This window comes from Serpentinicella alkaliphila (assembly GCF_018141405.1).
Classification (GTDB): domain Bacteria; phylum Bacillota; class Clostridia; order Peptostreptococcales; family Natronincolaceae; genus Serpentinicella; species Serpentinicella alkaliphila.
The window spans coordinates 2,492,791-2,519,634 of the sequence record NZ_CP058648.1; the positions used below are offsets into that span (position 1 = coordinate 2,492,791).

Here is a 26,844-nt window from a genome sequence, read left to right on the forward strand (position 1 = left end):
TTTGATTTTATAGAATAGTAAAGTATACTATATATAAATGCGAGGATGAAATATGTCAAGTTATATAACAACTTTTACAAAAAAGAGATTTAACCCTATAACACCTGAGGAACAATTAATAGATATTAAAGATATCGCCCATGCCTTGTCTTTAATGACGAGAGCGAATGGACATTTTAAACATTTTTATTCTGTAGGACAACATTGTATAAATTGCTATAAGGAGGCTAGAGAAAAAGGATATTCGACTGAGGTTCAATTAGGATGTCTACTTCATGATGCTAGTGAAGCCTATATTTCGGACATTACTAGACCTGTAAAAAGACACTTGCCTGAATATTTAATAATTGAAGGACAAGTTCAGAGGGTCATCTATGAAAAATATAATTTAGATAAATTAACAATAGAAGATTTTAAAATTATTGAGGAGATAGATGATACAATATTACATTACGAGTTTAAAGAACTAATGGGTGTAAAAATATTTGAACTAGAGCCTCCTATCGCGTTAAAGCATGATTTTTCTTTAAAAGGTTTTCAAGAGATTGAGGACGAATATTTAAAAATTTTCTATAAACTTTGCAATTGACTACTTAAGTAGTCTTTTGTATTTAATTATTAACTAGATAATTTACTAGATAATTTACTAGGGAGGACAAAATGATATTACTAACAGGTATGTTTTTTCTTTGTAGTATTATATATGCTTGTATAGGTACTACGATATATAGAAACGATTATAAAAATAGATTAAATAAGCTTTTCTTTGTATGTTGTATTAATCTTTCAATTTGGGCCTTTGTTTTTGCCCTAATTAATCATGTAACGGATGTAGAAACAGCCATTCTTCTGAGAACATATTCTGCTTTCTTCTGGGGCTCATTTTATAGTATGATGCTACATTTTTTTATAGTTCTATGTAATAAAGATAAATATTTAAAAAATGCTATGTATTATATATTAATTTATATACCTTCTTTAATAACAATCTATATAAATGTGTATGTGAAGCCAATAACAACCGCAGAGATTGTGCCGATAAAGCTAGGTTGGGCTTTTATTAACACTGATGGTGGGTTTATATATAACCAATTTCATTCTATATACTGTATTACATATATTATTTTAAGTGTAGGTTTACTTTGGAACTGGTCGAAAAACACAAAGATAAAGCGTGAAAAATATCAAGCCAGAATTATTATATTTTCACTTGTTTTAGTTACACTATTTGGGTCTATAACCGACATAATACTACCTAGTTTAGGAATTGCTTTACTTCCGTCTATTGCAATTATATTGATGCTTATTCCTGTTAGTGGCATATGGTATTCAATTAAGAGATATAAGTTAATGAGTCTAAATCCACAAAATGTTTTACTTGGTGTACTAAAAACTATGGCAGATGGTGTTTTAGTTGTAAATCGTAATAATATAATAGTAGATACGAATGAAGGGGCTAGCAACCTCCTCGGATATAGGGAGAATGAGTTATTAAACAGTGATATTGAAATTATATTTGGGGATATTAAGCAGATGTTACTAGATGATGACTACAGTAGCTTTGAACTGAAATTGATAAGGAAAGATGGAACTCCTATTCCCGTTTTATTTTCTCTATCAACTTTAAAGGATGAATGGGGAGATAAGTTAGGTTCAGTTTGTATTTTTCAAGACATATCAAAAATAAAGAACTATCAAAAGAAATTAAAAGGGGCATATGACCATCTAGAAAAAAGAGTGCACGAAAGAACAATTGAACTTAGAAATGCAAATGTCGAGTTAGAAAGAGAAGTAGTAAAACGTATTAAAATGGAAAGGGAAATCAGAAAACTTGCACTCAATGATCATTTAACAGGTTTACCGAACAGGACGTTCTTTAATGAAAGGCTAAAAAAGGCTATATTAGAAGCACAGGAGAATAGTTTTTCTTTATCTGTACTTTTTCTAGACTTAGATTTATTTAAGATGGTAAATGACACATTTGGTCATACTTGGGGAGATGAACTTTTAAAAATTGTTTCATCTAGACTACAGCTAATTTTAAGGGATGTTGATATTGTTGCTAGAGTTGGTGGAGATGAATTTATAATACTATTAAGTGGGCCCGTTGATGAAAATTATACAAAGGAAGTAGCGGAACAGGTTTTAGAAGCAATAAAACAGGCATTTAAATTTAATAACAATGAAATATATATTACTGCAAGTATAGGAATAGCAATGTATCCAACTGATGGCAAAGATGCTGACTCACTTATAAAAAATGCGGATATAGCTATGTACAAATCAAAGGAGTTAGGCAAAAATAAATATCAGTTTTGTGACTATTTTATGAAAAACTCAGTTTATGAGGAGATGAAGCTTACAAATTACTTATATCAAGCTTTAGATAGAGATGAGCTAATACTATGCTATCAACCCCAGGTCAATACAATAACTGGTGAGATTATCGGAGTTGAAGCACTAATTAGATGGTATCATCCTCAGATTGGATTCATTAGTCCTAAACACTTTATTCCAATTGCTGAAAAAACTGGACTTATTGTGGCAGTTGGCGAATGGGTGCTAAGAACCGCCTGTAGACAAAAGAAAGAGTGGCTAGATAAGGGAATTTTAGATGTACCAATTGCAGTAAACTTATCAGTTAATCAATTTGTAAATAACAGTATAGTAATTCAAATAGAGAATATATTAAATGAAACAGGTATTAACCCGTCCCATTTAGATATTGAGGTAACAGAAAGAATTTTCATGAAGGACAGTGAGTATGTTATTAGGACATTAGAACAACTAAAGTGCCTAGGAGTAACTATTTCTATTGATGATTTTGGAACAGAGTATTCTTCTTTAAATTATTTAAAGACCTTGCCTTTAGATAAGATTAAAATTGCGATGGAATTTGTAAGAGGCATAGGTAATAATGAAAAAGATGAAGCGATAATTAAAGCAATGATTATCTTAGGTAAAAGTTTGGGCTTAGAGGTTATTGCAGAAGGCGTTGAAACAAAAGAGCAATTAGAATTTTTAGAGGATAATCTTTGTGATGGTATACAGGGATATTACTTCTATAGACCGATGCTCGGAGATGATCTAGAAAAGATAATGTCGGTTAATGATTCGGAAATGATTGTCTCATAGAACTTATTAAGTATTAAGAAAAACAATGTAATACTGTTTAAATACTTAGCAAATGTTTATTAAGTATCAAAACATATGAAAAGGAAGAATATCTATTAAAGCTTCCTTTTAAAATTGAAGATAACTTTTATGTAGGTATCATATCTTTATTTGTTTGTCTTGCCCAATGACGATGCTGTGCAATTGCGTTAATAAATTCTGTTGTAAAACTACTCATATCAGTTATATCTCTTGAAGTAACTAAGCCTGAGTCAAATACAACTTGCGATTTGCTTTCAGGTTCTTATAAAGTTACTGCCTTTATGGAGGAGCCAGTGATTACAACATCTACACCCTCATTTAATGCACCAATGGTTTTAGCGTACTTAAATGCTTCATTTAAAAAGTGTAAGGTATCACCTTAGGACTTTAGTGTATTTACATTTTGTTGACCACCTGGTATAAAAACACCATCATATAAAATCGAGCATGCTGTTATATATGTTTTGTTAACTTCATGTTTCTCTCTATCTAAGCCTGTTAACATACCTAATTTCATACTTATAATATTTGCGTTTATTCCACTGGCGTTGATTAGTGACATAAACTAGGATAATTCATTTGAATTAAAACCATTTTCAGCAAGGACTATAATTTTTCTTGTTTGAGTAACCCTTATAGTATTTTCCTGACTGACTGCTGGCGACTTAATGGTTATAATGCTATTATTTAGTGCTGCGGGAGGGTTAACACCTATTCCCATTGCAATCTGCTGAGCTAGCTGTCCATCTACATTATTAAACATTTCAACCTACCCGTTCTTTTATCTTCTGCATATCTTGTACATTTCCAACTTCAAAGTGAAAGGATTCAATAATATGTTGCTTCTCAGCACAAGACATACTATTCCAAAAGATAGTAGCTTGACTAAAGTTATCCATAAAGCTGTCACTTCTTTCACGAATCTTACGTCCATGTACTGACTCTTGATAGTGTATATATCCACCTTGAGCCTCTGAGGCTGGTTTAGGGTCATTTGCTTGAATAGAATTTTTAGAATAACTTACTCGTCCACGGTCTATTGTCATGTGATTGTATCCATCACGTTGATTGTTATGTATTGGAGCAATAGGTTTGTTTATAGGGATCTCATGGGAATTTGTACCACCTAAACGAATTAGTTGAGTATATAAGTATGAAAAAAGTTTACCCTGTAATAATGGGTCATTACTAAAGTCTATGCCTGGTACAACGTGTCTAGGATGGAATGCAACTTGTTCAGTTTCTGCAAATAAGTTGTCTACATTTTTATTTAATGTTAGTTTACCAATTATTTTTACAGGAATGATTTCTTCTGGGAAAAATTAGTTTGGATCTAAAATATCGAAATCAAAATTTAATTCATCTTCTTCTCTATCAACTGTACTCCTAATTCATACTCAGGTAGTCTCCATTATTTATCGCGTCATAAATAACTCTACGATGATAGTCAGGGTCTTTACCAGCTAACTTTTGGGCTTCGTCCCATACAAGAGAGTGAACACCTAAGAATGGTTTCCAATGAAATTTAACAAATCTTGCTTTACTCTGTTCGTTTACAAATCTAAATGTGTTTACTCCAAAACATTCCATCATTCTATAGATTCGACGTATAGCCCTATTGGATAATAGCCACATTATCATATGGGCGGTTTCTGGTGTGTTAACAACGAAGTCCCAGAAAGTATCATGTGCTTTTAAGAATCGTCCGTATTTGATACTTTAACGGCTTGATTAGTAGTAAGCTTAGTACCACTATGATTAACTGTATATGCATGTAGCTGTTCATTCTTTGTTTTTCGTTTGCTTCAATATTGTTTTGTGGTTGATTTTTATTCATATTTTACAGCCCATAGCATAGTTTTCCACTTCATTTAAGTATGCTTTGGTAAATATATCCTATACTTTGAATTAAATGGGTGGAACAGGAAATTACCAAAATTTAAAATAAGTATTTATACTTATAATCTCTCATTATGCTATAATAGTTGGATGTGAGTACATAAGTTTTAAGTATTTGTGAAAAGCAGTATGCTATACTGTGGTATAATTACTTAAAAAGGGAAATTATAAATAATAAATAAACATACATATAAGGATGATAAATTATGTCTAAATTTTTACCGATAAGTAAGGATGATATGAGAGAGAGAGGCTGGGACCAACTGGATTTTGTTCTTGTTTCTGGTGATGCCTATGTTGATCACCCCTCATTTGGAGCAGCAGTCATAGGAAGAATACTTGAAAATAGAGGATATAAAGTTGGTATTATAGCACAGCCACCATGGCAAAACAATGAAGGATTTAAGAGTTTAGGTAAACCTAGACTTGGATTTTTAATAACAGCTGGAAATATAGATTCGATGGTGAACCATTACACAGTATCGAAAAAGACAAGAAACGATGACTTATATTCACCAGGTGGAAAGTCTGGGTATAGACCTGACAGAGCATCACTAGTTTATTCCCATAGAGTTAAGGAAGCATATAGCGATGTACCAATAATCCTTGGTGGAATAGAAGCTAGCCTAAGACGTTTTGCCCATTATGATTATTGGACAAACAAAGTCAGAAGGTCATTACTATTAGACGCTAAGGCAGACTTAATAGTTTATGGAATGGGAGAGCGTCAAATAATAGAAATAGCTGAAGCTCTAGAAAGTGGACTACCCGTTAATGAAATAACTTTTGTAAAGGGTACTGTTTATAAAACGAAGGATAAGGATAGAGCTTATAAACCAATTATGCTTCCCCATTATGATGAAATATTAGAATCTAAAAAGAAATATGCGGAGAGTTTTATGCTTCAATATAACAATATGGATGCAATTGTTGGAAAACCACTGATTGAGCCATATAATAACTTTTTTGTTGTACAAAATCCACCCCACGAGCCTATGAGTCAGTCAGAGCTAGACAATGTATATTCTTTACCATATATGAGAACCTATCATCCTATTTACGAGTCAATGGGAGGAATACCAGCAATAAAGGAAGTTAAATTTAGTCTTACAAGTAATAGGGGTTGTTTTGGTAGCTGTAACTTCTGTGCATTAACATTCCACCAAGGAAGAGTTGTTCAATCTAGGAGCCATAAATCAATTATATCGGAAGCAGAGAAAATGATATGGGATCCTGAGTTTAAAGGATATATTCATGATGTAGGTGGGCCAACTGCAAATTTTAGGGATAGGGCATGTGATAAACAGGTAAAGCATGGGGTTTGTAAAGATAAGCTTTGTTTATTCCCAAATCCATGTAGTAAATTAAAAATTGACCATAAGGATTATTTGAAACTTCTAAGAAATCTTAGAAAACTTCCAAATGTGAAAAAAGTTTTTATTAGGTCAGGTCTAAGATATGACTACTTAATCCATGATAAAAATGATGAGTTTTTTAAAGAATTATGTAAGCACCATATAAGTGGACAGCTTAAGGTGGCACCGGAGCATATTTCTGAAGAAGTTCTTAATAAAATGGGGAAACCGAAAAGGGAAGTTTATGATAAGTTTGTAAAGAAATATAAAAAGATTAATGAAGATCTAGAAATGAATCAATTCCTAGTTCCATATCTAATGTCTAGTCACCCAGGTTCAACACTTAAGGAAGCAATTGAGCTTGCTGAATACTTAAGGGACTTAGGTTATATGCCTGAGCAAGTACAGGATTTTTATCCAACGCCGGGTACTTTATCAACCTGTATGTACTATACGGAATTAGATCCTAGAACTATGGAAAAAGTATATGTACCTAAAACACCACATGAGAAAGCAATGCAAAGAGCTCTAATTCAATATAGGAAGCCTCAAAACTACGATTTAGTTTACGAAGCACTTATTAAAGCAAATAGAAGGGATTTAATAGGCTTTGGAAAAGAATGTTTAATAAGACCTAGGAAACCTTCAGATTCTGATGACAATAACTATAGAGGAAAGGGTAAAACAACGAAGGATAGTTCATCCTCAAAATCTAGAAATAAGAAAGATAATAACGTAAAAGATAGAAGTAATAACAAAAAAGACGATAGAAATAGAGATAAATCTAGAGATAACAAAAATAAGAATAGTAGAAGCAGTGCTACGACAAAAGGTACAAACCAAAGAACAGATAATAAGAAGAGTAGTGTACCTAATAAATCAAATAAAGGTAAGCGAAGATAAGATAATTTCAATTAAACATTATAAAAATAAGGAATCATATGTTGGTTCTTTATTTTTTTGATCAGTTATATTTAAAACTTATTTTAATATCTATTTAGTGAAGACCTTTAAGTGATTAAGAGAAATAGGAAAATATTAAGTTTTCATTTTAAGGCTCGAAAGTGTAATATAAGAGAGTATTTATTGTAATTTAAAGGAGGAAAAAGATTGAAAAAACTTGGTATTATTGCATTTTCAATTTTATTTATTGTACTTTTAGTATTTACAGATTATATCCTAATGCCCGTATGGTTATTAAACCATTCTTTTACGTTATTTGTACTATTAATATTTGCAGTTATTATATCAGTAGTTACAATTTCCTTATTAAGAAATAAAGTAGCATATTCAAGTTTAATTCTAGTTGCATTAGTAATAGTTATAATGGTGGTTCAATTTTTTAGAAGTAGTAGTATATTTAAACATCAAGAGAAGCGTTATTTAATTGGAGATATTAAAGAGAAGGAATTCAATTTAGAAATTTCTCCAGTTGATTTATCAAAGCTACCAGAGGTTACACCAAGAATGGCCCTTAACTTAGGAGATAAACGTCTTGGGGAAGACTTGGCCTTAGGAAGCCAAGTAACTTTAAAGGAGTTTTGGGCAAATCATGTGGATGGTGAGCTTTATTACGTTGCACCGTTAGCACATTCTGGTTTTTTCAGATGGAGGGACAATAAAGAGGGCACACCCGGATATGTCATAATTAACGCAGCTAATCAGAGAGAGGTTAGATTAGTTAAGGAAGTTAATGGGGAGCCAATTAGAATAAAATATCAACCAAGTGCTTATTTTAGTGATGATCTTTATAGAAAAATATATAGGTCTGGATATAGAAATGTTGGATTAACTGACTTTTCTTTTGAATTAGATGATAATTTTAATCCTTACTGGGTTGTAACTTTATACAAAAACAAGGTAGGTACTTCTGGAGCAGACCCAATAGGTGTTCTAATTATAGATCCACAAACTGGAGATATCGAGGAATATAGCTTAGAAAATATGCCTGCTTGGGTTGATCGTGCAATACCTCAATATATCGCGATAGATCAAATAAATTATTGGGGAAGATTAGTAAATGGATGGTGGAACCCTTCTAAAAGAGGGATGCTACAAACTACTGAAGGAACAAATACTGTGTATAATGAAGGTAGAAGCTATTTTTACACAGGCGTAACATCTGCTGGGGCTGATGAATCAACCATAGGTTTTATGCTCGTAGATACTAGAAGCAAAGAAACAGTCCTTTATAAGATTTCTGGTGCCACTGAAACCTCTGCTATGAGATCAGCTGAGGGGGCTGTACAGCAATTCGAGTATGATGCTACTTTCCCGATACTAATAAATTTAGAGGGTGAACCAACTTATTATATGACACTTCTTGATAGACAGGGCTTAATAAAACAATATGCCTTTGTTAATGTTAGGGACTATAGTATTGTTGGTATAGGGGAAACTAAAAATCAAGCAAGTTCTAATTATGTAAGTAGACTAAGAGATAGGGGACAATGGACACCTATTGAAAATGTGTATGATGAAGTAAATTTAGAAGGTAGAGTAGTTAGAGTAGGGAGTTCTATTATAGACGGAAGCACTTACTATTATATTCTTCTTGATACTATGAGAGAAAAGATTTTTATAGCCCCACTAACTATGAGTAATCAATTACCTTTAACTAAAGAAGGGGATAGGGTGAATATAAGCTATTATGATAGTCCTTCTGGTAATATTAATTTATCAAGATTTAACAACTTAGAGATAAGACCTAATAATTAAATTAAAATTAAGGCCACTCATTTTTGGGTGGCCTAGTTAATTTCCAACATAAGTGGAAATAATACTTTATAATAATTGATTAGTGGAGGTTAAATAGTTAGGTATAAAATTGAAAGTTAAAATAATAATCTCTTCTGCAATAACACTTATAACAATGCTTTTGGTATTTGGATGTACAGCTGAAAATACAATTGTGAAAAAGGTAGATTCACCTAGTGGTGAGTACGTTGCTTATCCCTTTATAAGGGACGCCGGAGCAACCACTGACTTTAGTACCCAGGTTTCTATACTGAAGAAAAGTGAAAAATACAACAATAGAGCTGGAAATATATTTATAGGTAGTGGTTCTGAGTTTATTAATATATATTGGGAAAGTGATAATAATCTAGTTATTGTACACGACAGAGATAAGAGAGATATATTTAAAAAAGTACAAAAAAACATAATATATCAATTAAATATGTGTTAAAAGAAGATTAAAAGGTCTCGAATAAAGCATATAAAACTATCTAGAGGTGATAAATTAATGTTAGATAAAAAAGGTTATAAAGTAAAAGAAAATAAGAATTATACTTTTAATCCGTTTTTTTCAGATGATGCAAAATTAGAAATAAATGTGAATAGGGAAGGTGTTGCTTTTGTAGCTAATGCTGAAGGGTACTTAGCCCTTTCTAGATTTTTTATGTACCTATCTGAAATCCATATGTCGATACGAAAAAAAACGATAGATTTAAATGTTAATACAGTACATGGTTATGGTGCATATCACTTCTCTGATTATGTAACACAATACGCAATATATAATAAAAATTATATCTTTAGCCCTGGTCCCATTGAAAACTTAGGCGATGAAGACACTATTCATGACCTTTTATTTTTTATTTCAGATAAAATAGGCCCTGAATTTTGGAAAGACACAAATGAAAGTAGTTCTACGACTGATTGGTATGAGAGATCTATTAGTAGTGCCTTTAATAAATTATGATTGAAAGCAAATGTACTAATAAATCTAGTATTATTATGAAATGAAATCGAGGAGATAGTAATGTCTGAAGTAAAAATAGAATTTAGTATTATAGGGGATGACTTTTTTCCAGAAGAGATAACAAAATTGCTTGGTATTCAGCCTACTGAAGCATATTGTATCGATGATGAATTTTTGGGGGGAAGCGAAAAGAGTATTCCTATGAAACGAAAGGAAACCTGCTGGCGCATTGAAACAGATTATGCTGAAACAATTGACGTTGAATTTGAGCTGCGAAAAATATATAATCTTATAAAGGATAAAGCAGATATTTTAAAAATGATTCAAAATAAGTTTTGTACAACCTGTAAATTTGTTATTGTCATATATTTTAGCGATAATCCAATACTGGGAATAGATAGGGATATAATTAAATTTGCAGCAGAAATAGATGCAGAATTTCAGTTTGATACCTATATCTGAGATGTTTTAGACACTCACTATTAAAGTAGAGTGTCTATGTTTTGGATGCGATAATTATTTAGAGGTTAAAAAACAAATAAATTATATAATTTTACATTTAAAGCTACAAGCTTATTATACCATCTGTTGTATACCTTTCTATTAGTACTTTATAGTTACCATTACCTATTCTATTTAATATCTTTTTTCCTTTCTCAATTTCACCATTTGAATAGTATAACATTGATGTTTGTAGCATCATTGATTCATCTATTATTCCCTTAGGGTCGTCATTTTCAATATGGTCTAATAAAGTCTCTGCGTCAGGGATTGATTCGAAGAATTTTAGTATATAATTATCTATGTCAGCTACTACAACCTCTTCAAATCCTTCACCTGTCTTAATGTTATATCTACTGTCCAATTGATTACTTAGTAAATTTATATTTTCATCAATTTCACTTTCAAATTCGTTGATATTTGACGGAGTATAAGCTTCTAGTCTATACCAATAATCGAAATTCGAAGGAATACCATTTAAATAAAGAATAATTGTACCGTATCTACTTTCAAAAACAGTTGCTTCCAGTTTGTTTTTAACTGTAATCCCTAAAGATTTATATAGTGATGGTATAGCAATACTTATATTATATGTTAATGAAGAAGTAGTCCTATGGTTAAAACTTGAAAATTGGACATTACAAATTTCTATAAGCCCATCTCTTTCTTTATAGAATGTCTTATTATTTTTTCTAAATCCTCTTTCCTTAAACTGAGGAGTAATTACATTTTTAAAAGTGTGATGCATTATCTCTTTGTAATTATATTTAGATATTAATTCTTTAAATTCAGCCTCATTATAACCTGTATCCATATGTCTCACTCCGAAAGGTATATTATTATTTATGATTTGTATTAAATTATTTTTAATTCGAATTTTGACAATTTTTAGTAACATTTAAATTACTAAAAAGATTTAGTTTTATTAATTAGATTGCATATCTTAACTATACTTTTCTATATGGTTCTTCTCTTACCATATGACCATAAATAATCTTTAAAAACAAGACAGGTATAAACCATTCAAAACCAACAATAGGTAGTATAAAAAAACTATTAATCAAAAGAGCTATTAATACCATGAACATCGATAATGGGCGCTTTAAATATAAGGGAGAAATATAAACGATTAATACTGATATTATAAAGATTAAATACCATTGAAGTCCGTATTTCCAGTCAAAATTATTAAATATAATACCAACTATAAATGGATGGATATGGATAGTAGCAAATAAAAGCTTATTTTTTAAAAACTTACCTAATTTACCCTCGGACTCCTTGGATGGTGAGTGATAAAAACGTTTGCCGGAATTTAACGAGTTACTAATCATTCCTCCACCTAAGTCAAAAGCTAAAAATACTGCAATAATTAGTTGAAAGTAATTCCACTGCATCCTATTGGATATATTCATAGCAATTAGTATTACTGGAATAAACAAACCCCCTAGATATCCTAAAAATTTTTCTTCATAATAGGCACATGTACCATTTGCAAAATCTCTCTTGCCTGTGTATTCCCAATTTATGCGCACTTTATCTACCATGAGATATCTCCCTCCTTAGGTTACTTAAAGAAAATATTACCATTAATAATAAATTTTATTTGTTTCCTCAAAGTAGCTAACATTAAATCATAGGTTATTTCATCATCATAAACAAATTCATTCAAAGCATTAATTGAGCAGGCATATATACACTCTATGGCTGTTTCAAAATCAATAGCTTCTTTATTAATCTCAGATTCAAGTAGGGTATTAAAAAGTACATTTAGATTATTCTTAATAACCATATCTGCACTAATAAGGTTTTGTCTTGCTATAGTCGATTCTGAATTAATGTCATAAATAATAGAAAAATATTCTCGTAATAGTTGTTTATCTATTTGTTTAATATTATTTACATAATAATCAATAATAGAAATAATTACTTCAATAAACTGTTCTTCTGAGTTAATCTGAGTTTTATTAATTTTATATTCTGAAGCATCAAAGCTTTCAAAAAATGTAGCAATAAACAGCTCACTTTTTGATTTAAAGTAGTTAAACAGAGTACCTTCTCCGATATTAGCTAACTTTGCTATCTCAGATGCCCTGGCTTTCTTATATCCATTTTCCTCAAATATTGCCTTAGAAACATCTAAAATCTTTTTACGTGTAAACATTTTCTTCGTATCTCTTATTCCAGTAATATTAATCACCTCTTAGTAAATATTATGAGCATACTCATAAATGAGTACACTCATAATTATACGATCATAGATTAGAATCTGTCAACAACTATGGTTAGTTGGCTTATTACGTTGTATTATTATGTATATATATAGTATAAAAAAAAGATATTTGTTATAATAATTTTATTAGTTTGGTTAGGGGGATCTCTGTTGAAAAAGTATACACCTATGATGGAGCAATATTTATCAATTAAAGATAATTATAAAGATTCTTTAGTATTTTTTAGACTTGGTGATTTTTATGAGCTATTTTTTGAAGATGCTATCATAGCATCAAGAGAGTTAGAAATAGTTCTAACAGGAAGAGAATGTGGTCAAGAAGAGCGGGCACCAATGTGTGGAGTGCCTCATCATTCCGTTGATACATATATAGATAGATTAGTGACAAAAGGCTATAAAGTTGCAATTTGTGAGCAAGTAGAAGATGCTTCAGTTGCTGTAGGAATAGTAAAGAGAGATGTTGTTAGAGTAATAACTCCAGGTACATTAATAGATACTCAGCTACTAGAGGATAAGAAGAACAATTATCTAGCTTCGGTTATATATTTAAATAATGGCTGGGGACTATCATATACAGATATATCTACAGGGGAGTTATTTGCTACTGAAATAGTAGGCGAGTCTAAAGAGTCAAGGCTAATGAATGAGTTAGCCAAAATACAACCTAGGGAATTAATATATTATGTAGAAGATAGTTTCAAAGAGCAGCTGCTTATAAAACTACAAAAAAGCTTTAACTACTATTTAAACCCATTTCATATAAAAACTATTAATATTAATGATTTAATTGGTTTGGTTGAGAGTTTAAATATAACTAATATAAGTAATAGTGTTTTAGAACATAATATAGGCTTAAAAGCGACAAAAACCTTACTAGCTTATATCAGTGAAACACAAAAAAGAACATTAAATCATATGAATCAATTAACTATTTATGATACTAATGAAACTATGGATCTAGATATCATTTCAAGAGTTAATTTAGAACTAACAGAAACAATTAGAGGTAAATCTAAAAAGGGTTCTCTATTATGGCTACTTGATAAAACCGTTACGGCTATGGGTGGAAGAGCTTTGAGAAAATGGATTGATGAGCCTTTAATAAATATTGATAAAATAACTGAAAGGCTTGATGCTATTGAATATTTAAAGAACGAAGTTTTTATTAGAGTTGAATTAAAAGAATATTTAAAAAAGATCTATGATATTGAGCGAATTTCAGGTAAAATCTCATATGGTTCAGCAAACCCAAAGGATTTGATTAGTTTAAAAAACTCATTAAAGCAGCTACCACATATTAAATATTTATTTAATGATTGCAAATCTTCATTCATAATAAATCTTTTTACAGGACTTAATGATCATGAGGAGATAGTTAATTTAATAGAAACAGCTATTGCGGATGAAGCACCTTTAAGTATTAAGGAAGGTGGAATTATAAAAAGTGGGTATAGTGAGGAATTAGATGAACTTAGGAGAGCTACGACAGAAGGTCGGATTTGGATTTCTAATCTTGAAAAGGAAGAAAAAGAAAAATCCGGTATTAAATCACTAAAGGTCGGATATAACAAAATATTTGGATACTATATAGAAGTAACTAAATCTAATTTACATTTGGTACCTGAAAGCTTTATTAGAAAACAGACCTTAGCTAATTGTGAAAGATATGTTACCCCAGAATTAAAAGAGGTAGAATCAAAAATATTAGGTGCTCAAGATAAGATTGTAGCATTAGAATATGAACTATATATAAATATAAGGAACTTTATAGGTAATTATATAGAAAGTATTCAAAGAACAGCAAGAGCTATAGGCCAACTAGATGTGGTTTACTCCTTGGCTCAGGTTGCAGAAGAAAACAACTATATTAAACCTCAAATAAATAATGGTACATTAATAAACATTGAAGAGGGAAGACATCCAGTTGTAGAGAAGGTTCTAGATAACGAGATGTTTATAGCTAATGATACTTCTATTGATTCAAAGTATAATAGAATGTCAATTATTACTGGTCCTAACATGGCGGGTAAATCAACATATATGAGACAGGTTGCGTTGATTGTACTTATGGCACAAATAGGCTCCTTTGTACCTGCTAGAAATGCAACAATAGGTATTGTAGATAGAATATTTACTAGAGTTGGAGCAAGTGATGACCTATCTCAAGGCCAAAGTACCTTTATGGTAGAGATGAGTGAGGTAGCAAACATTTTAAATAACGCTACTGAAAAAAGTCTTTTAATTTTAGATGAGGTTGGTAGGGGAACAAGTACTTTTGATGGTCTAAGTATTGCTTGGGCAATAATAGAATATTTAAATTGCAACATTATGTCGAAAACCCTCTTTTCTACTCACTATCACGAACTTACTGAACTAGAGAGCATAATGGAACATGTAAAAAATTATCGAATAACAGTGAAAGAGGACGGAGACAATATTGTGTTCTTAAGAAAAATAATTGAGGGTTCTGCTGATAAGAGCTATGGTATACAGGTGGCAAATATAGCTGGATTACCTTCTAAAGTTATTCAAAGGGCTAAGGAGCTATTGGAAAAGCTCGAAGAGAAGGATATAGCTAAAAATAGGGAAGTAATTAATGAAAAGCACAAAGAGACAGGAAATATTGAGGAAGTAAAAATTGAAGAAGTAAGGGTTGAATATATTCCTAACACAAAGGAAAACGAAATAATTGACCAGTTAAAGAGTATTAACCTGCTTGAAACGACTCCCCTTGAGGCAATGAATATTTTGTATAAGCTCCATAATAAGGCAACAAAATCATAGGAGGATAAAATGATCAATTTTATTCATGTTTTAGATGATAATGTTATAAATCAAATAGCAGCAGGGGAAGTGGTAGAAGGGCCTTATTCTGTAGTTAAAGAGTTAATAGAAAATGCCATTGATGCTAAGGCAGACTCCATTGTTGTAGAAATTAAAGAAGGTGGCAAAAAATTTATTAGGATATCAGATAATGGTATTGGAATAAATGAGCATGAAGTGGAACAGGCATTTATGAGGCATACTACCTCTAAAATAACGAAGATTAATGATTTAGATACACTTATAACTTTGGGGTTCAGGGGCGAAGCTTTAGCAAGTATCGCCTCAGTCTCCCAGGTAGAGATTATTACAAAAACAAAGGATCAGCAGCATGGTATTCTTCTGGAAATTACCGGAGGACGGATTGTAAATAGAAAAGTAGTAGGTTGCCCTACAGGTACAACAATAATAATTAAAAACCTATTTTTTAATACACCTGCTCGATTTAAGTTTATGAAAAGTACTCAGGTAGAAACCAGTAAAATATCAGAAATAATATCAAGATTAGCTATTAGTAAAACAGATATAGCATTTAAATATATTAACAATAATAATATTATGTTCACTACTTCTGGAAAAGGCATTGTTAGAGATGCAATTATTAATGTATTCGGAAAAGAAATTGCAAAAAATTTAATTGAAGTAGATGAAAGTAATAAGGAATATGAGATTAAAGGTTATATAAGTCAACCGGAGCATACTAGAGGTAATAGGAATTACGAAATTATATTTGTAAATAATAGATTTGTAAAAAGTAAAATAATTTTTAGTGCAATTGAAGATGCATATAAAGGTAGTGTAGTTATAAATAGATTTCCAATTTGCTTTCTATATCTAAATATTAATCCTTCATTAATAGATATAAATGTTCATCCAGCTAAAACAGAAATAAAGGTATTTGATGAACAAGCAATATACGATTTTATATACGACGCTATAAAGAAGTCATTAACTAAGGAATCAACCGTATCTGATTTTAAAATAAATCTTAAAGATTATGTAAAAGATAATAGTAATGACTATTTATCTGATAAAAAAACTAATAGTACTATGACCAATATATTTCCTAAAACTGAATTAAAACCGATAACTGTAGATAAAACAGTAGAAACTAACGGATTTGGGAGATCTAATGACATTATTGCTCAAGAAACTAATGACATTGATGAAATAAAAAACTTTTTTAATCTAGTAAAAAATCAGGAATCGGTAGTTGAAAAAGAAGAAGCAATAACTCAAAATAGCTTTATATATGATGTTCTTCAAGACTATAAAATTATTGGGCAAATATTTAATACATATATAATGATTGAAAAAGAAAACTCAATTTACCTAATTGATCAGCATGCGGCCCATGAAAGACTTATATATAACGAGCTTAGGGAACAGTTTGAAAGTAGAAGGGTAGTAAGTCAACAGCTACTTACTCCGGAAGTTTTAGAGTTTTCGAATGAAGAAAGTATTATAATTGACAAGTATTTAGAAAAATTCAAGGTATTAGGTTTTGATATCGAGGGTTTTGGGCAAAACTCCTATATTATTAGAGCTATTCCAATAGTTATGGATCAAATTAAGAACTTTAAATTCATATATGATTTAATTGATACCATAGATATAAACAAAACTAATGATGGAATATTTGAAGAGACATTAATAAAAAAGTCCTGTAAGGCAGCAATAAAGGCAATGGATAAATTAAGTACTATAGAAATTCAAAAACTAATTTCAGATTTAAGTAAACTTGAGCCTCCTTTAACTTGTCCTCATGGAAGACCTGTATTATTAACTTTATCAAAATATGACATTGAAAAGAATTTTAAAAGAGTTCAATAAGGAGAGATATTATTGAAAAAAAATGTTCTAATATTAGCTGGTCCGACTGCTGTTGGTAAGACTGCAACGGCAATTGATTTAGCTAAAATGTTAAATTGTGAAATAATTTCCGCAGATTCTATGCAAATATATAAATATATGAATATTGGTACTGCAAAGCCTACGGTAGATGAACAAGAAAATATCCCTCATTATCTTCTAGATGAAATTGAGCCAGATGAAGAATTTTCTGTTGCACTTTTTCAGGAAAGGGCAAAAAAATTAATTAAAGAAATTACAGATCGAGGGAAAACACCTTTTATTGTTGGTGGTACTGGTTTATATGTTAATTCTATTTTATATAATATGGATTTTACTCAGTCAGAATCAAATTGGGAATTTAGAAAACAGTTAGAAGAGGAAGCACGAATAAATGGGAATGAATTTTTACACAATAAGCTTAAGCAACTAGCTCCTGAAGTGGCTGAAAGGATTCATCCTAATAATGTGAAAAGAGTTGTACGAGCTATTGAGGTTCATAGTGAGAGCGGGGAAAATATTAAGGACTTTAGTCTTGACTTAACACTAAATGAAGATTATAACTATATTTTAATTGGTCTAACTAGAGATCGTGAAGAATTATATGAAAGAATTAACCAAAGAGTGGATATAATGATAAGAGATGGTTTAATTGATGAGGTTAGGGGGTTGCTTCAAAAAGGGTATTCAGAGGATTTAGTAGCTTTTAAAGGTTTAGGGTATAAGGAAGTAATTCAGTTTATTAAAGGCAGTTATTCCTATGAGGAAATGGTTGATATACTTAAAAGAGATACTAGAAGATATGCTAAACGCCAGTTAACATGGTTTAAAAGATATGATTTTATTAAATGGTTCAACATTTCTACATATCCGTCCCATGAAAAATTAATTCGAGATATTGAAAATTTTATTAGAGGACATTTAAAGGATGTATAGAATATATATTAGAGAAATGTATTACTTACATAATAAGGGAGGTATTTTATAATGAAGAATACAGTTGTAAATCTACAAGACGTTTTACTAAATCAAATAAGAAAAGAAAATGTTTCAATAACAATATATTTAGTCAATGGTTTTCAGTTAAAGGGACATGTAAAAGGTTTTGATAATTACACTATCTTATTAGATTCTGATGGAAAACAACAGCTAATTTATAAGCATGCTGTATCAACTATAACACCGAATGTTGCAGTAAATATTAGTCAAGCAATAAAAAAAGCTACAGAATAGTGTATAATATAATAAATGTGTAGAAAAAAACTTCTCTATATAAAAATAGGGAAGTTTATTATTTGTATATAAGCGGGAGGATTAGTATGTATAATGTTAGGGATCTTCTAGCCCAAAGCTTTGGAATAGAAGAAGGGCTATTTAATAAAATGAAAGAAATAGAAGAATCGTTAGTTGAAGATTTCAAAAGATTAGAATCTATCAAAGAATATAACCAGTACAAGGTTTTAAATGCGATGCAAGAATGTAATCTTAGTGATAAACATTTTAACTGGACAACTGGATATGGCTATGACGATATTGGACGGGAAAAAGTTGAAGAAATTTATGCTAAAGTCTTTAAAGGTGAAGATTCTATTGTTAGACCTATAATAGTAAACGGGACTCATGCTCTAAGTCTTTGTTTAAGCTCAATCTTAGGCTCTGGTGACGAAATGCTTTCGGTCACTTCAAAGCCTTATGATACCTTAGATGAATTAGTGGGTATAAGAGGAAACTACAGACATAGTCTTAAAAATTTAGGAGTTACATATAATCAGATTGAATTTTTAGATAATGGTGAAGTGGATTTAGATAAAATTAAAAGTAGTGTTACTGAAAGAACTAAGCTAGTATATATGCAACGTTCAACCGGATATAGTTTTAGAAAAGCTGTAGATATAGACACAATTGAGAGAATAGTTAAGAAAGTTAAATCAATTAACCCTAATGTAGTTTGTATGGTAGATAATTGCTATGGAGAATTTCTAGAAGAGAGAGAACCACTAGAGGTAGGTGTTGATGTTATAGCAGGGTCACTAATCAAAAATCCAGGTGGTGGACTTGCCTTAACCGGGGGTTATATAGTAGGTAAGAGAGATTTAATAGAGGAAATATCCTACAGACTAACGACTCCGGGAATTGGTAAAGAATGTGGTTTAACCTTTGGACAAACCAGATCCATGCTTCATGGTCTATTTATTGCTCCTAATGTAGTTTGTGAAGCAATAAAAGGTGCAGTATTTTGTTCTAGACTATTTGAATCAGAAGGATATGATGTAAAACCAAAGCCTACTGATAAAAGAAGTGATATTATTCAATCTATTAAGTTAGGCTCAGAAGAAAAGGTGTTAGCTTTTTGTAGAGGAATTCAAGCCTCAGCCCCAGTTGATTCTTATGTAACACCAGAACCATGGGATATGCCCGGGTATGAAAATCCAGTAATAATGGCTGCAGGGGCCTTTGTCCAAGGTTCTTCTATTGAACTAAGTGCAGATGCACCAATTAGGCCACCGTATATCGTATATTTTCAAGGTGGTTTAACATATGAGCATTCAAAATTAGGGGCTTTAAGAGCATTCCAAAGTATACTAAATTTAAGTAAGCAAAATATAAAAATATAAGTTTTTAACATATAGCGAGGGGCAAATATATATTAGTTTGTCTCTTTTTTATTCTGTATTTAAACTCATTGCTCATACATAGTTTTATCTATTTATGTTTAATACTATCCTAATAGAACTGGTTAAATTTTAGTTAAAAACTAAAAAATAATATAGTTTAAAAGTGGTGAGGATAACAATATAAGAAGTTGGTGATGATACTTGGTTTATGAAAGTGAAAAAAGTCTAATAGCTTCCTTAATAGAGGAGATAAATAAAACTACTAAAGAAGATGAAAAAGAGAAGCTTTCTTGTCGGCTATATCAGGAAATAAAAAAACTGAATAAACTCTTTATTCTTGATCAAAAGCACAAGAGGAAAAATCTCCTAGAGGATATGAATGCTCGAGGTATTTTTATTGAATGTAGCACTTTAGGATCTAAAGCTCTTAAAGAGAAATGGGAATCAATTTTTGCAAAGAATTTGACAGAAGAAGAGAGAAAAGAAATTTATTTTAATCAGTTTCTTTGGCATATATTTAGCTATGAAAAAGTGACCTTTCTTAAGACAAATAGGGCAAGAGAGGCATTCAATAATGTAATAAAAGATGAGGTTATAGCATTTTATCAAAATAATAATATTGTACATCATTTTAAGAACGGAGCATTTCTAAAAGATACAGATTTCGATAGTGAAGATGATCTATATATCGTTGATACTAATTTCCAGTGGACTTACGTTGTGACACATGAGGAACAATGTGGACCATATTTTTTTACATACAATATGGATATTCTGAAATAGTAGTATATCCTGAGTTTATAGGTTGCAAGAACAAAAAATCAGCTAAATACCTTAAAAATACTAGGTCATAGCTGATTTGTTTTTATTTTTTTATGTTGTGAACTATTTCTTTCCTATAAGAACGAATTTGCTCGATTCTTATATTTCTGTAATTTAGAGAAACACCAAATAATTTTTCGATATCTCTATAAATTTCATCTTGTTTATTAAGTGAGTAGATTCCATTGGTAATAAATCTACACGTTGCATTTCTAAGAGACTCTTGTATTCGTTTAATAGAGTATTTGTTTTTGAGTTTATTCTCTAGAATTCTCGAAATTAATAATGCTACGAAACAAATAAGAAAATGTCCTTCTATTCTATCCTCTCTTCGAACATAGACAGGACGACCTTCTAAATCTGACTTTAAAACTTTAAAAGATTCTTCTATCTTCCAAAGACCTCTATACCTTTCAATTATTTCTTCATCAGGCATTTCAAGCTCACTGGTAACAAGAGCATAATACCCATCTAAGGCCACATCTCTTTCGTACTTAGCAGCTTCAAACTCTAAGAGCGTTTTTTTATCTTCCACTTCACCTGTATAAGTATCTATCTCTATTTCTTTTAAATACTTTTTTACACCATAACGATTAGAAGCTTTATATTTCGAAGGATTTTCAAGATACTCTTGAATTTTTTCTTCTAATTTTTCTCTTTTGTGTTTTTCTCTAGCATCATAATCAGCAGCCCAGAAAGATACAACTTTTTCTTTGAGTGTAATTTCCTCACCATTTTCGTTATTAGTTTTTCTTTCCCTGAAGAAAGATTTAATCTTAAAAGTTTTAGTAGAGTTATAAACGTAGCCTTCATCTTTAAGAATTTCTTTTATAAATGTCTTAGAGGCACCTCTTACCTTTTGTGAAACTATGTAACTGGTGCTAGAATATAAATAGTACAAGTTGAAAGTGGAAAATTCCAAAAATAAAGTTATAATGAAATTAGTGAAAGATGGAGGAATAGACATGAGTAAACAGTATACAAAAGAATTTAAAGAGGATGCAGCTAGGTACTATTTAGAGCATAAAGACTTAGGATTAATGGTTTGTGCAAAGAATTTGGGGGTAAGTAGAACAGCATTATCAGCTTGGGTAAAAGAATCAAAGTCAAATAATGGTGAGGTGCCTACGAGAGGATCTGGTAATTACCAAAGTGATGAAGCTAAAGAAAATGCAAGACTACGTAAAGAGTTAAGAGATGCGCAGGATGCATTAGAAATACTAAAAAAGGCAATCAGCATTCTGGGAAACTAACAGAGGCTCTCTTTATAGAAACATCCCAAAAGGAAGATGAATTAAATGAAGAGGGAAAACGCCGGCTTAATGTTAGCGGAGTGCTTAAAATACTAGGCGTTTCTAGGAGTGGTTATAATTCCTTTAAGAGAAGGGTTCCTTCTGATATGAATAAAAGAAAAGAATATATAAAGGTTCAAATTAAGCAAATACATGATGAGTCTTATCAGAACTATGGAGCTCCTAAAATAACACAGCGATTACAACAAAATGGAGAAACCATATCAGAAAAAACAGTAGGTAATTATATGAGAGAAATGGGAATAAAAGCCCAATATGTAAAGCCTTATACGGTTACAACAATAGATTCGAATTTTAGTGAGGAACTTACTAATATATTGAATAAGGAATTTAACCCATCCGAACCAAACGCAGTATGGTGTTCTGATATTACATATATTTGGACCTATGAAGGGTTTGTATATTTAACTAGTATAATGGACCTGTATTCAAGAAAAATAATATCTTGGGTGCTTAGTACTACCCTAGAAGCAAAATGGGTAATAGAAGCAATTAATAAAGCCAAGGCATCACGGAATATAAGTAAACCATTAGTTATGCATTCAGATCGCGGGGTGCAATATACATGTACAGCATATCAAAAATCTACAGAAAAATTTATAAATAGTTATTCTAGGAAAGCTAATCCATGGGATAATGCATGTATAGAATCATTCCATGCATTAATTAAAAGAGAGTGGATAAATAGATTCAAGATATTAGATTATAATCATGCATATCGATTGGTTTTTAACTATATAGAAGCATTTTATAATACAGTAAGAATACATAGCCATTGTGGATATTTATCTCCAAATCAGTATGAAGCTGAATATAACAAGGAGCTAAGCAAATTATACCAAGAAGCGAGTTGACATAATGTTGAATGATGAGAATATTAAAAAAATCCTAATTTAACTTGTACTTTTTCTTGACATAGTACCAAACCATCATTGTTTTCTACAAGAAAAGCTAGGTTTTTACCACTATTTAGAGCTTTGTCTGCTGTTAGAATTACTCTCTCAAGAGCATATCTATTTTTCATATTCTTTAAGGCAGGAATAAGCATTGTACTATCATGGGTATTACCAGAAAAAAGATCATACCCAACAGGTAGGCCTGCTCTATCAATTGCTAGACTCATTTGTACGATTGGCGTTGTTCTTTTTTGTTTAGAGATACCAACTTTTTTAAGATTATTTTCTAAGTCTGATTCAAAGTAATAGTTAGTTACATCAAAGAAAACAAGTGAAGTATCTCTACCGTGGATCTGTGAAACTTGTTGATGAAGATGTTGTTGTAGGTCTTCTTTAATATCCTTCATTAGAGAGAGAGACTCGTAAATAGAATTTATAGTTACTTTAAAAGATTCGAAATACTCATCTTTATTTTCAAAGGTTGATTTTTTACTAGCAGGTTTCAGAATTCTTCCATATAGAAGCAATTGAAAAACTTCATTCAAGTCAAAAACATGCTTTCTTTTACGCATTTGTGATTTAAAAAACTGAGGTAAACTAAGCTCATTATAGAGTCTTTCAAGAAAAAAGTAGCCATAGTTCTTATCAATTTCCATATCATCGTTACTATCACTAAGGTTCAATGTTAGATTTACTTGGTTTTTAGTTATCAATTTAGCAGAATCTTTTAGCTTTTGTAGAATATCCGGATCATTAGCCTCTAATTCTTCAAGATTGCCATAGCATTTAATAATTCTTTGTTTAGATTTACCATTTTCGTCACGGTAGCCTTCAACAAGATATACTTTTTTATACTTAGCTGTAGGACTTTTAGTTACTCTAATAAACATAAAATCACCCTCTTTTATTATATCACAGTACATTAAAGCACACAACAATTACTTCCGAAATTTCCAATAAAAAAACACCTGAAATTCAAGTGTTTTATCATCTTTTTAGTTTTTGAACCTATAAACTCAGGATACAGATTTCGATAGTGAAGATGATCTATATATCGTTGATACTAATTTCCAGTGGACTTACGTTGTGACACATGAGGAACAATGTGGACCATATTTTTTTACATACAATATGGATATTCTGAAATAGTAGTATATTAAGTTATTGATGGCTACAAATTCTATCATTGATGAAAGTAAGAGAAATGTAGTGAATTGTCTTTTAATTAAAGAACAAATGATAACTTTTGTATGCAAGCTATAGATAGTGCAAAATCTTTAGATATAAATCTTGGTTTTAGTGAAGAAAGTATAACAACAGTAGAAGAAATACTTAAATTTGTTATGCTTATAAAAAAACGGCCTTATTAATAAATAATACTTAATAAAAGAGTGGGTTAATTTGCTCTACCTTTATGAGTTTAGGGCGTATTTCTGAAGTTTTTCAATGACTCAATAGTTATTAAATTGACAGATAATTGAGGATTGGAAGAGCTTCTTAAAGAAATAGAAAATAGGTAGAACAACTTATATGTAGTCTACCTATCTTAATATTCTTAGTTGAATAATTGTTACATTTTTCTAAAAACGCCAACCACTTTACCTAATATAGATACATCCTTAACGTAAATAGGATCCATAAAGCTATTTTCTGGTTGAAGCCTAATACAGCCCTTTTCTTTAAAAAACCTTTTTACTGTAGCCTCTTCTTCGATTAATGCTACTACTATATCACCATTAGAAGCATGACTTTGCTTTTTTACTACAATATAATCATCATCTAAAATGGCGGCTTCAATCATACTTTCACCTTTAACAGATAAAATAAAAAGGTCATCATCGTTATTTCCAATAAAACTTGTTGGCATAGGGAAAGTATCCTCAATATTTTCAACAGCAAGAATAGGATTTCCTGCAGTTACTTTTCCGACAATAGGTATGTTAACCATCTCTTTAGAGAAACTACTATCTGTATCATTAATAGAGTCTAAAATTTCAATAGCTCTAGGTTTAGTTGGGTCTCTACGAATATATCCTCTTTCTTCAAGCTTTGATAAGTAGCCATGAACAGTAGAAGTAGATTTTATACCAATCGACTGACAGATTTCCCTTACAGAAGGGGGATAGCCTTTACTTTTAAGCTCGCTCTTAAGAAAAGATAACACCTGTAGTTGCTTATTACTTAAATCATCATACACATTAGTGACTCCCTTCTTTACTCATATACTGCAAGTATAGCATAATTTTCCTATTAAAGCAAACATTTGTTCTGAGTATGCAAGTATTTCTTTATATTTACTTATCCAGCCACTCAAAGTTCTTTACAATTTCTCGTTTAACATCTTTTTTATGAGCTGCATATAGCTGTGTAGTAGTTACATTATCATGATCTAACAGATTTTGAACATCGTAGATGGAAAAGCCTTGTTGGATAAGTGAGGTAGCTGCAGTAGCACGAAGCTTATGAGGGCTGTATCCATTGTCTTTATCAAGACCCATAACTAGGGATGTATATTTTTTCGATAGATTTCTGATGGCCCTAATAGTCATTCTTTTCTTTTGTAAAGAAAGAAAAAGTGCGTCTTTATCAACAAAATCATCACTATCTATATTAGGCCTACCATGTTCAATATATTCTTTGATTACCTTTTCGCAGGTTTTGTTTAATGGCATTAAAACTTCTTTACCTCTTTTTCGATATATCTTAAACTCTCCCCTATGGAAATTAAATGAAGATAGATTTAATTGATGCAGTTCACTGACTCTAAGACCATATGTAAGAAAGAGAACAAAGATCGCTCTATCTCTATATTTTGTTTTTTCCCAATATACCTTTTCTTTTTCATTTAATAGTTCACCGGAATCTATTAGATCAAGAAGACTAACGACTTCATCTATATCTAATCTCTTTATGGCATCAGGCTGAGGCTTTGGGAGTTTAATTGGGTTAAAACCATCAGTTATATTTTTAGTAATAACTTCATCTCTATATAAATATTTAAAAAGTACTGATAGACTAGATTTTTTTCTTGATAAAGTTCTTTGATTGTTTTCCATTACTTTTATTGAATTCTCATTTTTCAGTATATATCGGGCACAGTAGTTCCCAATGAAGTTATTTATATCTCTAGATGTAATTGAATTAAAATCTTCAATTGTTATATCAGATGTTGTTCCAGCTTTTGTAAGATTAGTTTCATTAATTAAATATTTGCAGAAAAACAAAACATCTTCTAAGTAAGCTAATCTAGAAGATAGGGCTACTGCGTTTTTTAAATAGAGAAAATAGTCAATCATAAATGAAGGTAATTGGCTTTCAATCATAATGCATTGCTCAATTATCTCTTGTTCCTTATACACGATGTTGTCTGGCTTGTCTGATTTATTATGTATCGCAAATTTACGTTTTGACATAAGGATCAACTCCATTCCTATTTAATATGTATATTATAAATCTAATAAAAGAAAAAGTATAGTTTTACCAAGAAAATTGCGACTCAGAGCTTATATATAATATTAGTTTTAATAGAAATACTATTTGAAAGGCTGTAAATATGAAAGGTTAGTTTAGATTGATAGATTTTCATGAACTTGGACAAGCAATAATGTACCCAGTTGTAGTATACATACTTTTGATTATTCTTTCTAGACTAACAAAAAACTATTAGGACAGCTTAC

General features: G+C 30.8%; 26 protein-coding genes and 2 pseudogenes. 16 read left to right on the forward strand and 12 right to left on the reverse strand.

Annotated features, from left to right (window positions below):
• Positions 1–52 precede the first annotated feature (52 nt).
• Both HZR23_RS12675 and HZR23_RS12680 read left to right on the forward strand, forming a co-directional pair.
• Positions 53–589, forward strand: a complete 537-nt coding sequence (locus HZR23_RS12675) for a phosphohydrolase (protein ID WP_132848056.1) — start codon at positions 53–55, stop codon at positions 587–589.
• A gap of 71 nt (positions 590–660) precedes the next feature.
• Entirely contained in the window at positions 661–3,135 is a 2,475-nt protein-coding gene (locus HZR23_RS12680; protein ID WP_132848055.1) for an EAL domain-containing protein, read from the forward strand.
• A 400-nt stretch (positions 3,136–3,535) separates the two neighbouring features.
• Here the strand turns inward: HZR23_RS12680 and HZR23_RS17245 are convergent, their stop codons facing one another.
• The 5 genes and pseudogenes from HZR23_RS17245 to HZR23_RS17610 all read right to left on the reverse strand — a co-directional run bounded on the left by HZR23_RS17245 (position 3,536) and on the right by HZR23_RS17610 (position 4,797).
• Positions 3,536–3,673: a type 1 glutamine amidotransferase family protein gene (locus HZR23_RS17245; RefSeq protein ID WP_243098185.1), complete on the reverse strand. Its 138-nt coding sequence runs from the start codon at positions 3,671–3,673 to the stop codon at positions 3,536–3,538.
• 48 nt (positions 3,674–3,721) lie between these two features.
• Complete coding sequence (locus HZR23_RS17250) at positions 3,722–3,919, reverse strand: hypothetical protein (RefSeq protein ID WP_243098184.1); 198 nt, start codon at positions 3,917–3,919, stop codon at positions 3,722–3,724.
• A 1-nt stretch (position 3,920) separates the two neighbouring features.
• A complete protein-coding gene (locus HZR23_RS17920; protein ID WP_243098192.1) occupies positions 3,921–4,202 on the reverse strand; it encodes a catalase-related domain-containing protein in 282 nt (93 codons plus the stop codon).
• Positions 4,203–4,214: 12 nt separating this feature from the next.
• Positions 4,215–4,463 (reverse strand): annotated as a pseudogene (locus HZR23_RS17925) (catalase); the annotation flags it as partial.
• A 79-nt stretch (positions 4,464–4,542) separates the two neighbouring features.
• A complete protein-coding gene (locus HZR23_RS17610) occupies positions 4,543–4,797 on the reverse strand; it encodes a catalase (RefSeq protein WP_279229883.1) in 255 nt (84 codons plus the stop codon).
• 464 nt (positions 4,798–5,261) lie between these two features.
• Between HZR23_RS17610 and HZR23_RS12690 the strand changes: the two genes are divergently transcribed.
• From HZR23_RS12690 to HZR23_RS12710, 5 genes are all read left to right on the forward strand, one after another.
• The gene (locus HZR23_RS12690; protein WP_132848054.1) at positions 5,262–7,313 is read left to right on the forward strand and encodes a YgiQ family radical SAM protein; all 2,052 of its coding nucleotides are present in this window, start codon (positions 5,262–5,264) and stop codon (positions 7,311–7,313) included.
• A 207-nt stretch (positions 7,314–7,520) separates the two neighbouring features.
• Positions 7,521–9,128, forward strand: coding sequence for a cell shape-determining protein (locus HZR23_RS12695; RefSeq protein WP_132848053.1), 1,608 nt, complete (start codon positions 7,521–7,523; stop codon positions 9,126–9,128).
• 109 nt (positions 9,129–9,237) lie between these two features.
• Entirely contained in the window at positions 9,238–9,597 is a 360-nt protein-coding gene (locus HZR23_RS12700) for a DUF5412 family protein (protein ID WP_132848052.1), read from the forward strand.
• Between the two features lie 57 nt (positions 9,598–9,654).
• Positions 9,655–10,113: a hypothetical protein gene (locus HZR23_RS12705; protein ID WP_207667855.1), complete on the forward strand. Its 459-nt coding sequence runs from the start codon at positions 9,655–9,657 to the stop codon at positions 10,111–10,113.
• Between the two features lie 60 nt (positions 10,114–10,173).
• A complete protein-coding gene (locus HZR23_RS12710) occupies positions 10,174–10,575 on the forward strand; it encodes a DUF4279 domain-containing protein (protein WP_132848051.1) in 402 nt (133 codons plus the stop codon).
• Positions 10,576–10,678: 103 nt separating this feature from the next.
• On the opposite strand, the gene HZR23_RS12715 is transcribed toward HZR23_RS12710, so the two are convergent.
• The 3 genes from HZR23_RS12715 to HZR23_RS12725 all read right to left on the reverse strand — a co-directional run bounded on the left by HZR23_RS12715 (position 10,679) and on the right by HZR23_RS12725 (position 12,778).
• Complete coding sequence (locus HZR23_RS12715; RefSeq protein WP_165913651.1) at positions 10,679–11,428, reverse strand: DUF4304 domain-containing protein; 750 nt, start codon at positions 11,426–11,428, stop codon at positions 10,679–10,681.
• Between the two features lie 133 nt (positions 11,429–11,561).
• Positions 11,562–12,161, reverse strand: coding sequence for a hypothetical protein (locus HZR23_RS12720; RefSeq protein ID WP_132848049.1), 600 nt, complete (start codon positions 12,159–12,161; stop codon positions 11,562–11,564).
• Between the two features lie 20 nt (positions 12,162–12,181).
• Positions 12,182–12,778 carry a TetR/AcrR family transcriptional regulator gene (locus HZR23_RS12725; protein ID WP_132848048.1) on the reverse strand — a complete coding sequence of 199 codons (597 nt, stop codon included), beginning with the start codon at positions 12,776–12,778 and terminating at the stop codon, positions 12,182–12,184.
• Between the two features lie 219 nt (positions 12,779–12,997).
• Between HZR23_RS12725 and mutS the strand changes: the two genes are divergently transcribed.
• The 6 genes from mutS (at position 12,998) to HZR23_RS12755 (ending at position 20,919) form a co-directional block, all read left to right on the forward strand.
• Entirely contained in the window at positions 12,998–15,631 is a 2,634-nt protein-coding gene (gene mutS / locus HZR23_RS12730; RefSeq protein ID WP_132848047.1) for a DNA mismatch repair protein MutS, read from the forward strand.
• Between the two features lie 9 nt (positions 15,632–15,640).
• Entirely contained in the window at positions 15,641–17,503 is a 1,863-nt protein-coding gene (mutL, locus tag HZR23_RS12735) for a DNA mismatch repair endonuclease MutL (protein ID WP_243098183.1), read from the forward strand.
• Between the two features lie 12 nt (positions 17,504–17,515).
• A complete protein-coding gene (gene miaA, locus HZR23_RS12740) occupies positions 17,516–18,457 on the forward strand; it encodes a tRNA (adenosine(37)-N6)-dimethylallyltransferase MiaA (protein ID WP_132848046.1) in 942 nt (313 codons plus the stop codon).
• 51 nt (positions 18,458–18,508) lie between these two features.
• A complete protein-coding gene (gene hfq, locus HZR23_RS12745; protein ID WP_132848045.1) occupies positions 18,509–18,754 on the forward strand; it encodes an RNA chaperone Hfq in 246 nt (81 codons plus the stop codon).
• 86 nt (positions 18,755–18,840) lie between these two features.
• Positions 18,841–20,136 (forward strand): methionine gamma-lyase family protein, encoded by a 1,296-nt coding sequence (locus HZR23_RS12750; RefSeq protein WP_132848044.1) that lies wholly within the window; start codon positions 18,841–18,843, stop codon positions 20,134–20,136.
• Between the two features lie 201 nt (positions 20,137–20,337).
• The gene (locus HZR23_RS12755; protein WP_132848043.1) at positions 20,338–20,919 is read left to right on the forward strand and encodes a DUF4275 family protein; all 582 of its coding nucleotides are present in this window, start codon (positions 20,338–20,340) and stop codon (positions 20,917–20,919) included.
• A gap of 82 nt (positions 20,920–21,001) precedes the next feature.
• Here HZR23_RS12755 and HZR23_RS12760 read toward each other — a convergent pair whose 3' ends face one another.
• The gene (locus HZR23_RS12760; protein WP_213050263.1) at positions 21,002–21,859 is read right to left on the reverse strand and encodes an IS1634 family transposase; all 858 of its coding nucleotides are present in this window, start codon (positions 21,857–21,859) and stop codon (positions 21,002–21,004) included.
• A 64-nt stretch (positions 21,860–21,923) separates the two neighbouring features.
• Here HZR23_RS12760 and HZR23_RS12765 point away from each other — a divergent pair, with 64 nt between their 5' ends.
• Together HZR23_RS12765 and HZR23_RS12770 are read left to right on the forward strand one after the other, a co-directional pair.
• Complete coding sequence (locus tag HZR23_RS12765; RefSeq protein WP_213050260.1) at positions 21,924–22,211, forward strand: transposase; 288 nt, start codon at positions 21,924–21,926, stop codon at positions 22,209–22,211.
• A gap of 14 nt (positions 22,212–22,225) precedes the next feature.
• A complete protein-coding gene (locus tag HZR23_RS12770; RefSeq protein WP_249536765.1) occupies positions 22,226–23,125 on the forward strand; it encodes an IS3 family transposase in 900 nt (299 codons plus the stop codon).
• Positions 23,126–23,148: 23 nt separating this feature from the next.
• Here HZR23_RS12770 and HZR23_RS12775 read toward each other — a convergent pair whose 3' ends face one another.
• Positions 23,149–24,090: an IS1634 family transposase gene (locus HZR23_RS12775; RefSeq protein WP_213050264.1), complete on the reverse strand. Its 942-nt coding sequence runs from the start codon at positions 24,088–24,090 to the stop codon at positions 23,149–23,151.
• 112 nt (positions 24,091–24,202) lie between these two features.
• On the opposite strand from HZR23_RS12775, the pseudogene HZR23_RS18100 reads away from it, so the two are divergent.
• Positions 24,203–24,316, forward strand: a pseudogene (locus tag HZR23_RS18100) (DUF4275 family protein); the annotation flags it as partial.
• 421 nt (positions 24,317–24,737) lie between these two features.
• Here HZR23_RS18100 and lexA read toward each other — a convergent pair.
• Positions 24,738–25,364, reverse strand: coding sequence for a transcriptional repressor LexA (lexA, locus tag HZR23_RS12785; RefSeq protein WP_132849682.1), 627 nt, complete (start codon positions 25,362–25,364; stop codon positions 24,738–24,740).
• A gap of 97 nt (positions 25,365–25,461) precedes the next feature.
• Positions 25,462–26,580, reverse strand: coding sequence for a tyrosine-type recombinase/integrase (locus HZR23_RS12790; RefSeq protein WP_132849681.1), 1,119 nt, complete (start codon positions 26,578–26,580; stop codon positions 25,462–25,464).
• Positions 26,581–26,844 lie beyond the last annotated feature (264 nt).